General features: G+C 66.5%; 12 protein-coding genes and 1 pseudogene. All 13 read right to left on the bottom strand.

Translation table 11 applies throughout. The annotated features are described in order from the left end of the window. Positions 1-342: 342 nt before the first annotated feature. Positions 343-1,026: pseudogene (locus MGN01_RS21805) on the bottom strand (type 1 glutamine amidotransferase domain-containing protein). A 96-nt stretch (positions 1,027-1,122) separates the two neighbouring features. Next, positions 1,123-3,822: an excinuclease ABC subunit UvrA gene (locus tag MGN01_RS21800; RefSeq protein ID WP_147048918.1), complete on the bottom strand. Its 2,700-nt coding sequence runs from the start codon at positions 3,820-3,822 to the stop codon at positions 1,123-1,125. A 289-nt stretch (positions 3,823-4,111) separates the two neighbouring features. Next, the gene (locus MGN01_RS21795; RefSeq protein WP_147048917.1) at positions 4,112-5,209 is read right to left on the bottom strand and encodes a two pore domain potassium channel family protein; all 1,098 of its coding nucleotides are present in this window, start codon (positions 5,207-5,209) and stop codon (positions 4,112-4,114) included. A 22-nt stretch (positions 5,210-5,231) separates the two neighbouring features. Further along, positions 5,232-5,837: a cyclase dehydrase gene (locus tag MGN01_RS21790; RefSeq protein ID WP_147048916.1), complete on the bottom strand. Its 606-nt coding sequence runs from the start codon at positions 5,835-5,837 to the stop codon at positions 5,232-5,234. A 69-nt stretch (positions 5,838-5,906) separates the two neighbouring features. Beyond that, on the bottom strand, positions 5,907-7,079 hold the full coding sequence (locus tag MGN01_RS21785) for a zinc-dependent alcohol dehydrogenase (RefSeq protein WP_147048915.1): 1,173 nt from the start codon (positions 7,077-7,079) through the stop codon (positions 5,907-5,909). A 296-nt stretch (positions 7,080-7,375) separates the two neighbouring features. Beyond that, complete coding sequence (locus tag MGN01_RS21780) at positions 7,376-8,215, bottom strand: aldo/keto reductase (RefSeq protein ID WP_147048914.1); 840 nt, start codon at positions 8,213-8,215, stop codon at positions 7,376-7,378. A gap of 59 nt (positions 8,216-8,274) precedes the next feature. Continuing rightward, positions 8,275-8,844: a type 1 glutamine amidotransferase domain-containing protein gene (locus tag MGN01_RS21775; protein WP_147048913.1), complete on the bottom strand. Its 570-nt coding sequence runs from the start codon at positions 8,842-8,844 to the stop codon at positions 8,275-8,277. A gap of 43 nt (positions 8,845-8,887) precedes the next feature. Then, a complete protein-coding gene (locus MGN01_RS21770; RefSeq protein WP_147048912.1) occupies positions 8,888-9,190 on the bottom strand; it encodes a putative quinol monooxygenase in 303 nt (100 codons plus the stop codon). Positions 9,191-9,301: 111 nt separating this feature from the next. Continuing rightward, positions 9,302-9,631: an FmdB family zinc ribbon protein gene (locus tag MGN01_RS21765; protein WP_147048911.1), complete on the bottom strand. Its 330-nt coding sequence runs from the start codon at positions 9,629-9,631 to the stop codon at positions 9,302-9,304. A 79-nt stretch (positions 9,632-9,710) separates the two neighbouring features. Then, complete coding sequence (locus MGN01_RS21760; RefSeq protein WP_147048910.1) at positions 9,711-10,865, bottom strand: glutathione-independent formaldehyde dehydrogenase; 1,155 nt, start codon at positions 10,863-10,865, stop codon at positions 9,711-9,713. A 45-nt stretch (positions 10,866-10,910) separates the two neighbouring features. Then, on the bottom strand, positions 10,911-12,050 hold the full coding sequence (locus tag MGN01_RS21755; RefSeq protein ID WP_147048909.1) for an SMP-30/gluconolactonase/LRE family protein: 1,140 nt from the start codon (positions 12,048-12,050) through the stop codon (positions 10,911-10,913). A gap of 44 nt (positions 12,051-12,094) precedes the next feature. Beyond that, positions 12,095-13,267, bottom strand: coding sequence for a zinc-dependent alcohol dehydrogenase (locus tag MGN01_RS21750; RefSeq protein ID WP_147048908.1), 1,173 nt, complete (start codon positions 13,265-13,267; stop codon positions 12,095-12,097). Positions 13,268-13,280: 13 nt separating this feature from the next. Continuing rightward, positions 13,281-13,880 (bottom strand): SRPBCC family protein, encoded by a 600-nt coding sequence (locus MGN01_RS21745; RefSeq protein WP_210246093.1) that lies wholly within the window; start codon positions 13,878-13,880, stop codon positions 13,281-13,283. Positions 13,881-14,557: the final 677 nt, after the last annotated feature.

Here is a 14,557-nt window from a genome sequence, read left to right as displayed (position 1 = left end):
TGAGCAGTCCGGCTGCTTATGAGCAGTGATGCCACGAAAACGGAACTCAGCTTGCGCCGAGAAAGTCGACGGCTTTGCGCCCATCTTGGGCGTTCGGTAATCAAGAGCACGGTTAGGTCCCTCGAGGATCGACGTCGGGATTTTTTCCACGCTTACCGAAGGGACTTAGATTTCAGCGTCCAGCTCCTCGACTTCAGCGTCGAGAGGTTTCGAAACTGGCAAGGCAGGTGTGCGATTCATCCGACCGTAGGTCCCTGCTTTCCCGGAGCATCCGGCAAGCGGACCTCCCTGGGACTTGCAAAGGACTGCGAAAGCTCTTCACAAGTCGATCGCCCCAGCGGTTCATCGATTGTCGAGATACGCCTTCATGCGCTCGGCCGTCGGTCCGGACGAGGCCGGGTTCTGGCCGGTGATGAGCAGCCCGTCCCCGACCACGTACGGCTCCCAGTCGCCGGCCTTGGAGAACACGCCGCCCGCCCGCTTGAGCTCGTCTTCGACGAGGAAGGGAACGATGGCGGTCAGGCCTACGGCCTCCTCCTCGGTGTTCGTGAAGCCGGTGACGGCCTTGCCGGCGACGAGCGGCTTGCCGTCGGGCGCCTTGGCGTGGCGCAGGACGCCGGGGGCGTGGCAGACGAGGGCGACAGGCTTGGCGGCCCGGAGCGTCGTCTCGATCAGCCGGATCGAGGCGGGGTCCTCGGCCAGATCCCATAAGGGACCATGCCCGCCGGGATAGAACACCGCGTCGAAGCCCTCGTGGGTGACGCCGTTGAGGCGGCCTGTGTTCGACAAGGCGGCGCTGGCTTCGCCGTCCGCCTCGAAGCGTCGGGTCAGGTCGGTCTGGGCGTCCGGCTCGCTGCTCTTGGGATCGAGCGGCGGGCGGCCGCCTGCCGGCGAGACCAGCACTACCTCCGCACCGGCATCCTTGAACACGTCGTAGGGCGCGGCCAACTACTCCAGCCAGAAGCCGGTCTTGCGCCCGGTGTCGCCGAGTCGGTCGTGCGAGGTCAGCACCATCAGGATCTTCATCGTCGGTCTCCGGGGTCGGTCTGAGGTCTATCGTTCTGGATGCCGTCATCGACTTTGGCGCTGATCAAGCGCAGATTCCGTATTGACGACGGGTCGTCAGGGACGCTGCGGGAGCGCGCCCCCGCCTTCGTAGGCATCAAGCTCTTCCCGGAGATAGGGTGCCGTGCGGCTCGCCCGCGCCTCGGCGACCACTTCGGGACGGCCGTCCGCGACGACAGTGCCCCCCAGGCTTCCGGCGCCGGGCCCCACGTCGATGACGTGATCGGCCCCCGCGACGACGCGCATGTCGTGCTCGACCATGACGACCGTGTTGCCCGCGTCGACTAGGCCGTTGACCTGGAGCATCAGGCGATCCACGTCGGTCGGGTGCAGCCCGGTCGTCGGCTCGTCGAGGACGTAGAGCGTGCCGCCGCGCTGGCCCCTCTGCAACTCGGTCGCGAGCTTGATGCGCTGGGCCTCGCCGCCGGAAAGTTCGGTCGCCGGCTGGCCGAGGCGCAGGTAGCCGAGGCCGAGATCGCGCAGCACGGCGAGCGGGCGCAGCACGGATGGCTCGTCCGCGAAGGCCGCGCAGGCGCGCTCGACGGTGAGCCCGAGCACGTCCGCGATCGTTAGTCCGTTCCACGTCACCTCCAGGGTCGCGGGCGCATAGCGGGAACCATGGCAGGTCGGGCAGGGGGCGTAGACGCTCGGCATGAACAGGAGTTCGACGCTGACGAACCCTTCGCCCTCGCAGGCCGGGCAGCGGCCCTTGGCGACGTTGAAGGAGAAGCGGCCGGCGTCGTAGCGGCGGCGCTGCGCCTCGGGAGTGGCGGCGAACAGCTTGCGGACGGCGTCGAACAGGCCGGTATAGGTCGCGAGGTTCGAGCGGGGCGTGCGCCCGATCGGCTTCTGGTCGACCTGGACCAAACGCCGGACCCCTTCCATGCCGCCGACGATGCGCCCTTCCGTCGGGCCCGGCGCGTCGTCGAGGGGATCCTCCGGCTCGTCGTCGGTCTCGACGGGCCGTCCGAGGCGGTCGCCGACGAGTTCCAGCAGGGCTTGGCTCACGAGGCTCGACTTGCCGGAGCCGGAAATGCCGGTCACGGCGGAGAGGCATCCGAGCGGGAACGCGGCCGAGACCCCGCGCAGGTTGTTGCGGACGATCCCCTCCAGGCGCAGCCAGCCCGAGGGCTCGCGCCGCGGACGCTGCGGCGGCTCGACCAACCCGAACAGGTGCAGGCGCGTGAGCGACGCCTCCACTTCGCGAAGACCTTCCGGCGGCCCGCTGTAGAGCACGGTGCCGCCGTGCTCGCCCGCCGCCGGCCCGACATCGACCAGCCAGTCGGCGCGGCGCATTGTGCCGATGTCGTGCTCGACGACGAACAGCGAATTGCCCGCGGTGAGCAGACCCGCCAGCGCTTCGTGCATGGCGTCGCCGTCGGCGGGGTGCAGCCCGGCCGTGGGCTCGTCGAGCACGTAGGCCACGCCGAAGAGCTGCGAACGGAGCTGGGTGGCGAGGCGCAGGCGCTGCAGCTCGCCCGAGGACAGGGTCGTGGTGACCCGGTCTAGCGACAGGTAGCCGAGACCCAGCTCCGCCAGCGTCCCGATCCGATCGACGAGGTCGGCGGCGAGGCGCTGGGCGGCGAGGCGCTTCTCGATGGAGAGGTTCGGCGTCGCACGCACGTCCGGCGCCCCCGCATGGGCCGACGCGCCCGCAGCGGCGCGCCGGGCGCGATCCCGCTGGCCCGCTTCGCGGTCGAGGGTCTCCTGGGCGGCATCCTTGCCAGGGCGGTCGTCGGGCAGCCTGTCCTCGGCCGCCGGCTGCATCGCCTCGGCGAGCTGAGAGAGCGTCATGCGCGACAGCTCGCCGATGTCCAGCCCGGCGAAGGTGACCGAGAGCGCCTCGGGTTTCAGGCGCTTGCCGTGGCAGGCGGGGCAATCCTCGCTCACGAGGTAGCGCGCGGCGCGGCGGCGCATGAGGGCGCTCTGCGAGTTGGTGAAGGTGCCGAGCACGTGGCGGCGGGCGCTCGTGAACGTGCCCATGTAGCTCGGCTCCAGGCGACGCCGGCGGGCTGCCTGCGTCTGCTCCGGGGAAAGTCCGGCATAGACCGGCTCCTGCGGCTGGTCGTCGGTGAACAGGATCCAGTCGCGAACTGCCCGCGGCAGATCCTTCCAGGGCGTGTCGACGTCGATGCCCCGGCTGACCAGGATGTCGCGCAGGTTCTGCCCGCCCCAGGCCTGCGGCCAGGCAGCGACGGCCCGCTCGCGGATCGTCAGCGAAGGGTCGGGCACCATGGACGTTTCTGTGGCGTGGTAGACCCTTCCGAGCCCGCCGCAGGACGGGCAGGCGCCCTGGGGCGTGTTGGGCGAGAAGTCCTCCGCGTAGAGCATCGGCTGGCCCGGCGGGTAGGTGCCGGCGCGCGAGTACATCATCCGCACGAGGCTCGACAGGGTGGTGACGCTGCCGACCGAGGACCGCGCGCTGGGTGTGCCGCGCTGCTGCTGGAGGGCGACGGCCGGAGGAAGGCCCTCGATGGCGTCGACGTCTGGCACCCCGACCTGATCGATCATCCGCCGGGCATAGGGTGCGACCGACTCGAAGTAGCGCCGCTGGGCCTCGGCATAGAGCGTACCGAAGGCGAGTGAGGATTTGCCGGAGCCGGAGATGCCGGTGAACACCACGAGGGCATCGCGCGGCAGCTCCACGTCGACGTCGCGCAGATTATGCTCCCTCGCGCCCTTCACCGTGACGTAGCCCGGCCGTCCCGCGCCTGATCGAGCAATCCTCACCGGTTCTCTCGGCTTCGGCTGGTCCATGGTACATCCTCTCGACGCATCAGTTCTCGCAGGGCACCGGGCGTTGCCGCGCCGACGAGAGGTTCAAGAGCGCGGGAACCACGCGCCAGTCGATCGCTCGGAATGCACGCAGGCGGTTCAAACGAAATCCGCAGTTTTCATCCTCGGCAAGCGGGTAAGTTTTGCCAGATGGTGATTTCTTGGACATTCAGGATACGGCCGAAGGAGCGTTTGCACGGCTTGGGTCGGAAAAGATCCCGAACAGTCGGCTAGGAAACAGCCTCGGCAGCACAACCGCAGACGAAGCGTTTCAGGGGCGCTGCTCTTTCCCGGGTGTGAAGTCTTCGATGTGGTAGGCCATCGCAGGGGCCAATCGTGCGATGTGTGGCTGCCACCGTGCCCGCAACGTGAGGTAGGTCTCCGGACCCGGGCCGCCCGGTGTCGGCTCGACGTCGGATTCCGAGAGCCGCTCGATGGCCGCTGCGTAGCGGGCGCGCCATGCCTCGCGCTCGGTATGGTTCGCGCCAGCAGGTGCAGGCAGATCCCCCGGCAGGAACGTCGTTTCGAGCGTGACGACAAGCAGCATGGCGACGCGCCAGATCGCATCGACGGCGGCGCTCTCCTTCAGCCATGCGGCCTGATGATCCACAATTCCGCTTCGGATCAGCGACACCGTGTCGAGCGCGATGAACGCCTGCGCCGAGACGGAATAGAAGGGCTGCCGGAAGCGGAAGTAGAACAGCACCGGATAGAAGTGATGCGCCTCCTTCATTTCGGCGAAGGACTCGGCAACGTCGGCCAAGTGGGTGTATCCGGAACTGAACTGTCTTTCGGGCCCGAGACGTGCCAGGAGTTCGGCAGCATCAGAGGTTTCGCCCGCCAGCAGATGCAGCTTCAGTCCGAGGGCATTGCGCTGCCGAAGCGCAGTGTAGACCTGCATGACATAGGTCAAGACCAACGATGTCACCGACATCCCGACGAGGGAGTTGACGAGGTAGAGGGCCCGGTAGGCGTCCGTGGCCGGTTTGAAGTCGCCCGCCCCCACGATCGCGATGCTGCTGCCGCCCGCGTACAGGGCGGTCACGAAATCGGCGGGCGTTTCGCCGCCGCTCGCCCGAACGGCCCCACCCAGTGCTGGGTGGATGATCAGGCCGGCTCCGAGGGTCAGTCCCATCGACCAGAAAAGAACGTAGACGATGAGGATGGCCGGGCCGCAGAAGGAGAGCATCGCTCCCCGTTTCCGTCCGAAAGCATCGTCTGCGCGGCAGAAAATCGCCCAGACGAGATGCGCCACCCGGTCCGCGAACAGGCCAGTTCCGATGCGTGCGTAGAGGACGGTCAGGAAGACGTCGGCGAGGACGAGGCCCATCACGAGCGCGCCAGTCGCCTGTTCGAGAACTGGAAGCATCTGACCTACCGTTCCGTTGCCGTCAGGCGTTGGCCAATGTCCAGGGACGCATCGCCTCCGGGCCGACAATGTCGGATGGGGGCTCGAAGTCGCGGGCCGCACCCCGCATCGCCTCGGCAGGACGCCGGAATCCACTGCGGCGGCGGTAGTCCCGTCTGACCTTCTGAGATGGGGCGAGGGGTGCCTTCGCGAGGTTCTGCGCGCAGATCACGTCGACGGCCGTCACGCCGACCAGGGCCACAAGGGCAATCATCGCGTTGCCCTTGTGCGGATTACGATCCTCAAGGCCGGGCAGCACCGTGGCGATGTCGAGCGCGTCTCCCACGACGCGTGCCGCAATCCAGGGGGTCGGATCGCGTGAGCCCAGGATCCCGGCTCCCTGGACGAGCTCTCGCACGCCATAGGCCCGAATGACCGGAGCCGCGCGCGGCATTCCGAGCCAGCGAGCGATGGCGCCGCCATAGGCCAGCTCGGTGAGACCGAGACTGATCGAGAACCAACCGAGACCCTGGGCGAGCGCCCGGGTTCCGGCACCCGGCCTACGGCGCGGATCCGAGGCGAGATAGCTCGGCAAGGGCGTCTGCGCGTGGCGGCGGCCCCGGTCGCGCGGGTACGTGGACTCGGACATGCGGACTTCCTCGGTGGACACGGGGGCAAAGCGGCAGGCCCGCCGCCGCGCGGCGCGCGGTGGCACCACTCAGGGCCGGAGGACGACCTTGATGCAGTTGTCTTTCTTGTCGCGGAAGGTCTTGTACATCTCCGGCCCTTGTTCGAGCCCCGCCCGGTGGGTGATGACGAAGGAGGGGTCGATCTGCCCGTCGGCGATCCGCTTCACGAGGTCGTCGGTCCAGCGGTTCACGTGAGTCTGGCCGGTGCGGACGGTGAGGCCCTTATTCATGAGGGCGCCCATCGGGATCTTGTCGACGAGGCCGCCATAGACGCCGGGAATCGACAAGATGCCGGCTGGGCGGCAGACGTAGATCATCTCCCGCAGCACCGTGGCTCGGTCACTCTCCAGCATCACCGCCTGCTTGAGCCGGTCGTAGGCGTGCTCCAGCGCTCGGGGTGAGTGCGCCTCCATGCCGACGGCGTCGATGCACTTCTCCGGACCCTTGCCGCCGGTCAACTCATTGAGGCGCTCGACCGTGCTCTCCTGAGTGTGGTCGATGGTGATGGCACCGCCCGCCCGGGCCATCTCCAGGCGCTCTGGCACGCTATCGATGCTGACCACCTGCTTGGCGCCGAGGAGGATCGCTGAGCGGATCGCCATCTGGCCGACCGGGCCCGCACCCCAGATCGCCACGGTGTCGGTGGGCTGGATGTCGGCCTGGACCGCCGCCTGCCAGCCGGTGGGGAAGATGTCGCCGAGGAACAGCACCTGCTCGTCGGTAAGCCCGTCCGGCACCTTGATGTGGGTCTTGTCCGCGAAAGGCACGCGCACGTACTCGGCTTGCCCCCCCGCATAGCCACCGGTGAGGTGGGTGTAGCCGAACAGGCCCGCCGTGGTGTGCCCGAAGGCCTTTTCGGCCAGATGCTTGTTGCGGTTCGAGCGCTCGCAGACCGAGAAGAACCCGCGTTTGCACTGGTCGCACTCGCCGCAGATGATCGTAAAAGGCACGACGATGCGCTCACCTTTCTTGAGAGCGCCTTTGACACCTTTGCCTGTTTCAACGACTTCGCCCATGAACTCGTGGCCCATGACGTCGCCCTTCTCCATGCCGGGCATGAAGTGGTCGTAGAGGTGCAGATCGGAGCCGCAGATCGCACAGGCCGTGACCTTGATGATCGCGTCCCGCTCGTCCTGGATCTCGGGATCCGGGACCGTATCGCAGCGGATATCCTGAGTGCCGTGCCAAACCAGTGCGCGCATGGGATTTATCCCTGATGTCTCGGAATGGTTGCGAAGTCCTCGGAACGATGTGCCTAACGAAGGAAGATCGCTATGCCCGTCAATTGTTCCCGTCGATAGCAGAAGATTAAGTTTAGACAGCCATCCAACCAGATTGTTATCTTGGCTGTCAAAGTGGCTTAATCGAAAACGAATGTCTTGATGCGCTGATCAGCATATCAATTGATGATTTTAAACGCAGGCAATTTAATTGGGCATCACGTCGTCGGCCGGCGAGACGTGCGAGCGCCTGCTCAAGCCATTGCGCCACATACGTCCTACAGCATGGGAAGCCGGCCCGGCCGGTTGCCGAGCGGAAATGCCATGTGGATCCGGGCGAGCTCGGCTTCCGTCAGCATCAACGCCCCAGCGCCCGCGTTGTCGGCCGCATGCTCGGGGGTGGACGCTTTGGGGATCGTGAAGGAGGACGGCCGCCTCACCAGGAAGCGGAGCGCCACTTGGCGCGCGGTCACACCGTGGCTCTCTGCGATGTCCTCCAACACTCGGCCGCCCGGCGTGCGCGGGCCGGGGAAGCTGCCATGGCCGAACGGACTGTAGGCAACGACGACGACGCCGTGCTCCTCGCACCAAGGCTGCACGGCGTGCTCAATCGCGCGCTCCTGCAGGTGGTAGAGGACCTGGTTGCAGGCGATCCGGCCCTCGCCGCCCGCTTTCCAGGCGGCTTCGAGGTCGGGTACGTCGAAGTTGCTCACCCCCCAAGACAGGATCTTGCCCTGTTCGCGAAGCCGCTCGAAGCCGGCGAAGGTGTCCTCGAGCGGGTGCGGACCGGGCCAATGCAGGAGGTAGCAGTCCAGCCTGTCGGTGCGCAGGCGCGCGAGCGAGCGCTCGCAGGCCGCCACGGTCCCGGTACGCGAGGCGTTGCTGGGGAGGACCTTGGAGACGAGGAAAACCTCGTCGCGCCGTCCGGTGATCGCCTCGCCAACCACGGTCTCGGCGTCGCCGTACATCTCGGCGGTGTCAAGGTGGGTCATGCCGAGATCGAGGCCCCGGCGTAGGGCAGCGACGGCGGTGGGCCGGTGCGCGTCGTCGATGTACCAAGTTCCCTGACCGATCACCGCAACCTCGCGCGACACGGGACCGAACGGGCGCTGCTCCATGTTCTTACCTCCTCGCGAAGAAGGCGCGTGCTCCGCAGCGCCGGCTGGGTCGGAGAGTCTCATTGGGCCGCTGCCTGCCGCGATGGCCCGCGAGCGCTGGCGAACAGCTTGATCACCTCCGCGTTGAAGGCCGGGATGTCGTCGGGCTTGCGGCTCGTGACGAGGCCCTGATCGACGACGACCTGCTGATCCACCCACTCCGCCCCGGCGTTCTGGAGGTCGGTCTTCAGCGAGGGCCAGGAGGTCAAACGGCGTCCGCGCCCGGCACCCGCTTCGATGAGGGTCCAGGGGCCGTGGCAGATCGATGCCACGGGCTTGCCAGCATCGAAAAAGGCCTTGACGAAGCCGACGGCCTTCTCGTCCATCCGAAGCGCGTCGGGATTGATGACGCCCCCCGGCAGGAGAAGGGCATCGAACTGATCCGGCCTCGCCTGCTTGAGGGGCACGTCGACGGGCAGGCTGTCCCCCCATTCCGTGAACTTCCATCCGCGAACCTGACCGTCCTTGGGCGATACGATCGCGGTGTCGGCGCCAGCCTCGTCGAGTGCCTTGCGCGGTTCGGTCAGCTCGACCTGCTCGAAGCCGTCCGTGACCAGGATGGCAATCTTCAATCCGTCGACTTCAGCCATATCGTCGCTCCTTCTGATGTGATCCATGGGGCACCGGTTGCCGCTACTTGGGAAGCTTCGAGGCGAGCACCTCGATTTCCCAGATCGACGGCGGCTCGGAGAACAGGTCGGCCGCCTGCTCCTTCAGCGCCTGCGCGACGCCGCCGGAAAGATGCGCTTGCCGGCCCGCCTCGTCGGGGAAAGCGTCAAAGATTCCAAAGGTCGACGGTCCAATCCGAACGGCGAACCAGGCTGTCGTCGCAGGCTCTTGCTCGACAATCGAGAGACCGCCGCGCAGAAAACTCTCCACATCGGCCTCTCTTCCGGGCTTGGCTTCCAGTCGTACGAACAGCGCTTTGGTCACCATGGCGGCCCTCCTTTGATGGTGAGGACTTGTCGTTCCAGCCCCAGCGTTGGCCGCCCGCCGAAGCGAAGGCGACGACCAACGTCAGGGCCTTCCCCTCGGATGGGACGGCGCTCACCGTCCGCTCCGAGGCAGCGGGCCGCTCGCCGAGAAGACGCGGCCGGTCGAAGAGAGCGCACTCGGGATCGGCGACCGGCGCACGCAACAGCCGCAGCCGGCGGGATGGGCCGTCTTCGCGGGGCCTCGGCTGCTCGCATGGCGCTCGTTCGAGGCGAGGGTGCTGCGGCGGGTTGGGTCCATGCCGGCGATAGCGGGCGCGCTGAGGAATGTCCGCGACGCCCCGGTGCCGCAGACGGGGCAGGCGCATGGGTCACGGAACTGCGTCATCGGCCGCATCGCCGTGAACGGCCCGCACGCTTCGCACGCGTAGTCGTAGTTCGGCATGGCGGCCTCGATGCACCAGGGCGGTGGAGAGAGGGCGGCGGAGCGGCCGAGGGAGCGGCCGCCCGCCTGGAGGGGTCGGTTACGCGGCGGTCTTGAGGACCACCTTCGTCCAGCCGTCGTCGCGTGCGTCGAAATGCTGGTAGGCATTCGGTGCCTCTCCCAGCGGAAGCTCATGCGAGACGATGAAGGACGGCTTGGCGCGGCCGGTCGAGATGAGGTCGCGCAGCTGCCGGTTATAGGCTTTCACGTTGCACTGGCCGGTGCCGATCGTCTGACCCTTGAACCAGCAGAGACCGTAGTCGAAGACGATTTCGCCCTGCTTGTAGAGCGGGTCCTGGGGCGCCGGATCCTGGGGCGTGAAGACACCGACCACGCCGATGCCGCCGGTGAATTTCACTGATTTCACCAGATCGTTCATGGTCATGTTGGGGTGCTCGTGGCCCTCCGGGTCGTGCGCCTGGTAGCCGACGCACTCGCAGCCGCGGTCGGCCCCGATGCCGTTCGTCAACTCAAGCACCTGGTCCACCGGGGAGCCCTTGGAATCGTCGATGGGCAAGGCCCCGATCGAGCCAGCAAGGCGCAGCCGGTCGGGATGGCGATCGACGACCATGACCATGCAGGCGCCCTTGATCATCGCCGCGTGGGCCGCCATGAGGCCGACCGGGCCGGCTCCGTAGATGACGACCGACTCGCCGGGGCGCAGTCCTGCAAGCTCGGTGCAGTGCCAGCCGGTCGGGAAGATGTCGGCCAGCATCACGTAGTCGTTCTGCCGCTCCTCGGCATCCGGCGGCAGCTTCAGGCAGTTGTAGTCGCCGTAAGGGACGCGCAGCAGGTCGGCCTGCCCGCCCCGATAGGGCCCCATGTCGGCGAAGCCGTAAGCGGCGCCGGCCATGTTCGGCACGACGCTCCGATCCGCCGTGGTCAGGCAGAACGCGCTCAAGCCGCGCTCGCAGTTCTTGCAGAAGCCGCAGCCGATGTTGAAGGGAATGGCGACCCAATCGCCGACCTTCACCCGATCGACGGCGTTGCCCACTTCGGCCACCTGGCCGAGATTCTCGTGCCCGAACACGCCGCCGCGCGGGAAGTCGGTTCGGCCCTCGTACATGTGGAGGTCGGAGCCGCAGATATTGGTGCTCGTGATCCGCACCAACACGTCGGTCGGCTTCTCGATCCTCGCGTCGGGCACGTTCTGCACCGCCACGTCGCGAGGTCCGTTGTAGACAACCGCTCTCATGACATCCTCCTGGGTTGAACAGTTAGACTGTTGGCGACATTCGTTTCACGGTCGCCGCGCGCCTGCTTCCCCAATGCGCCACAGCTGCGTCGCGAGGCGGGGGCCGTTCTCGGGCTTGAACCAGCTCATGTCCTGGATGCGCGAGCTGGTGACGTAGACGGTCCCGTCGGGTCCTTCCGAGAACGTGTCGGGCCAGCGCAGCCGCTTGTCCTGAACGAGGGTGGTGATGCGGTCCCCGTCGCGGACCTTCACGGCATCCTGCTCGATTGCGCTCAGATAAAGCCGCCCGCGGCCGTCGATCCACAGACCGTCCGTCGGCTCGGTTTCGCCGGTACGCTCCACACGGGCTTCGAGGTCCTTCTCGGACAGACGTGGGTTCTCCAAGGCGTCCGTCGCGATGCGATAGAGGGTCCGGCCGGTCAGGGCTTTCCAATGGAGCGTGCGGCCATCGGGAGAGAGCGCGAGGCTGTCGGCGGCAAATTCGACCCCCCGCCCGTCGGGCCGGCGCAACTCCTGCCCATCGGTCTTCACCACCACGTCCTTTTCCGGCTGGGTGCTCGGGTGGCCGTCAAGGATGCGTCGAGCCTTGCCGGTCTGCAGGTCTACGACAACGAGAGCACCCTTGGCCCCGGCATCCGTCAGGTAGGCATGGCGCCCGTCCGGCGAGAACCGCACGTCGTTTAGGTAGCTGCCTTGAGGCGCGGCCGTCTCGTCGAAGCGGATCACCTGCGCGACCTTGTTCGCCTTCAGGTCGATCCTGACGAGCTTGGGCCCCCCCGGCACGACGGGCGCCGTGGCCGGCGCGGCCGGATCGACGACCCAGAGATTGCCGCGCGCATCGGCCACGACGCTCTGCACGCATACGAAGTGATCTCCGGCGGAGATCTGGTTCTTCTTGGCGTTGCGCCAGGAATTCCACTCGTCATCCGGGTAAGGTTTGATCTGGCCGTCGCGCGTCACCTCGGCCACCGAGATCGGTGCATCCTCCGTCCACCGCGGGAAGTTCACGAAGATGCGCCCGTCCGACGCGACCGTCACGCCGGTGACCTGGTGCTCGAAGCTCGTCACGAGCTGCAACTGGGCCGCGCCACCCGGTGCCGGGGCGGCCTGCTGCTGCGCGAGGGATGCGCTGGAGAGGAGCGCCAAGGCGAGAGCGGTGGAGGCAGCGGCTGCGACGTTGGTCATGGTCACCTCATCGGCACGGGCAGGCTTGCAACGGGCGGCGGCTCCTAGGGCGCGAACACCGCACGCACGCAGCCATCGGTCTTGTGCTTGAACATGTCGTAGCCGCGCGGGGCCTCTTCGAGCGAGAAGCGGTGCGTGGCGAGGTAGGCCGGGTTGAGCTCGCCCTTCTGGGCGTCCGCGAGCAGCCGGTCCATGTAGGCCTGCCCGTGCTGCTGGGCGCTGCGCAGCGTCATGCCCTTGTTCATGATGGCGCCCATCGGGAACTTGTCGATCAGCCCATAAACACCGAGCACCGACAGCGTGCCGCCCTTACGGCAGGCCATGACGGCTTCGCGCAGAGCCTGGCCGCGATCCGTCTCCATGCGCAGCGCCTGCTTCACGCGGTCATAGGCGTATTGCGGCCCGGTGCCGTGCGCCTCCATCCCAACCGCGTCGATGCAGGAGTCGGGGCCGCGCCCCCCCGTCATCTCCCTTAACGCCTCCAGGACGCTGTGAACCTGCGTGTAGTCGATTGTCTCGGAGCCGGCATGCTCGCGCGCCATCCGCAACCTTTCTGGAAAGCGGTCGATGGCGATCACCCGCTCGGCGCCCATCAGCCAAGCGCTCTGCTGCGCCATCAGTCCCACGCCACCGCAGCCCCAGACCGCAACCGTATCGCCTGGTTTGATGTCGCAGAAATCGGCGCCCATGTAGCCCGTCGGTGCGGCATCGGAGAGGAACAAAGCCGTCTCGTCCGCGACCCCGTCAGGAACCTTGAAGCAGTCGTTGTCGGCGAATGGGATGCGGACGTAATCGGCGTGCGCGCCCGCGTAGCCGCCGAAGGCGTGGGTGTAGCCGTAGATGCCGGCCGTGTGATAGCCGCCGAGCAGCGGCTCCTGCAGCTCGGGCTTGGGATGCGTGTTGTCGCACAACGAGTGAAGGTCATGCTGGCAGTACCAGCACTGGCCGCAGGTGATGAACGAGGGCACGACCACGCGGTCGCCCTTCTTCACGCGCTTCACCGCAGGGCCGACCTCCTCGATCACTCCCATAAACTCGTGACCGATCACATCGCCCGGCTTCATGGTGGGAATGTAGCCGTCGATGAAGTGCAGGTCCGATCCGCAGGTCGTGGACAGGCTGACGCGCAGGATGGCGTCATGCGGGTTGACGATCTCGGGGTCCTTCACCGTGCCGACGCGCAGGTCGTTCACGCCGTTCCAATAGAGCGCTCGCATGTCCTGGTCTCCTCTAGCGAGTGTCGGCTCGCGCGGCAGGCTGGCGTTCGGTGGTCGGAATCTCGCCGGTTTCGACAAGGCTTTTGAAGCGCCGCAGCACCCCATCGACGATCAGGTCCAGGGGCTTGGTTCCCAGGAGCTCGACGGCCGCCTCGCCGAGCGCGTTGCCGGGCGGGTCGAAGCGCAAGAGAAGGGTGGCAACGGAGCCGCAGTCGGCCGGGGCTGGGCGAAAGCGGACCGACCCCTCGTTCGGGATGCTGGCTCCGGGAAGCGAGCGCCAACCGACGCCCCCGCCGGGCCGGTCGTCCACTGTCTCGGATTCCCACTCGTAGACGCGGCCGAGCGGCCCCTCGACCTTCCAGTGCATGCGGCCGTCGCCGGACACGCGCACGGTCGCGAAGCCTGCCATGATCCGCGGCAGCGTCCCCTGGTCTTGCCAGAACCGGTGGAGTTCGTCCGCTGTCTTGCCGATGGTGATCGAACGCTCCACCTCGGGCTCGCCCAGTAAGGCCCCGCTCCGCCTCTTGCCACCCGCTCCCCCGCGATGGGGCTGCCGGTCGCTCATCGCCCCGACCATAATCACGCCCGCAAAGGCGGTGAGCGCGAGCGCCACGGGTATCCAACCTGTGCTTGGTTCACTGGTAGCGGCATCCGAAGAAGAACGGCTACGTTGCGATGACCCGTCCCGTTGCCTAGGCACGATGCCGCCTGCCATGGCGAGCCTCCTTCGTTTACGGTCGAAGCACCACCTTGGAGTTTAAGTCGCGACCATCCTCGATCTTCGGATCCGGGATCGGTCGCGGGGGCATTCTGAATGCCGTGGCAGATCAGTGCCCGCGCGGGATTTATCCACGGTGTCTTGGACTTACTGCTAAGTTCTGGGCGTTATGACGTATCGATATTACAGGGCTACCCCTGCTAATAATCTCGTTCTCTATCAAAAAATGGATTTTTAATATATCGATAAAAAATATCACCTTGACCGTTTAATGGGCATAATTAGGAACGAAATCTCTATCAGATTGATCAGCTTAACAAGCGAATACCATAGGAGCACACAATTCAATTGTGCACTGCTTTACCGGTGTTTTGTCATGATTATCAGCGACCTCAAAAATGCCCAGCTAGAAGCATTGCCGCCGCGACCCTGCGGAACTGGCAGAGAGCACCCTTGACGAAGCGGCAGCTTGTTTAACGTCCACTTCCGAGAACGCCCGAATGGCCAAGACGCGACCGACAAGGGTCGGAGGCGGAACGTCCGCTTCGGGGCAGAGGACCGGGGTCCGCTCA

Origin of the sequence: Methylobacterium gnaphalii, assembly GCF_007992215.1 — a bacterium.
Classification (GTDB): Bacteria; Pseudomonadota; Alphaproteobacteria; order Rhizobiales; family Beijerinckiaceae; genus Methylobacterium; species Methylobacterium gnaphalii.
This window is presented reverse-complemented; position numbering and strand designations above follow the sequence as displayed.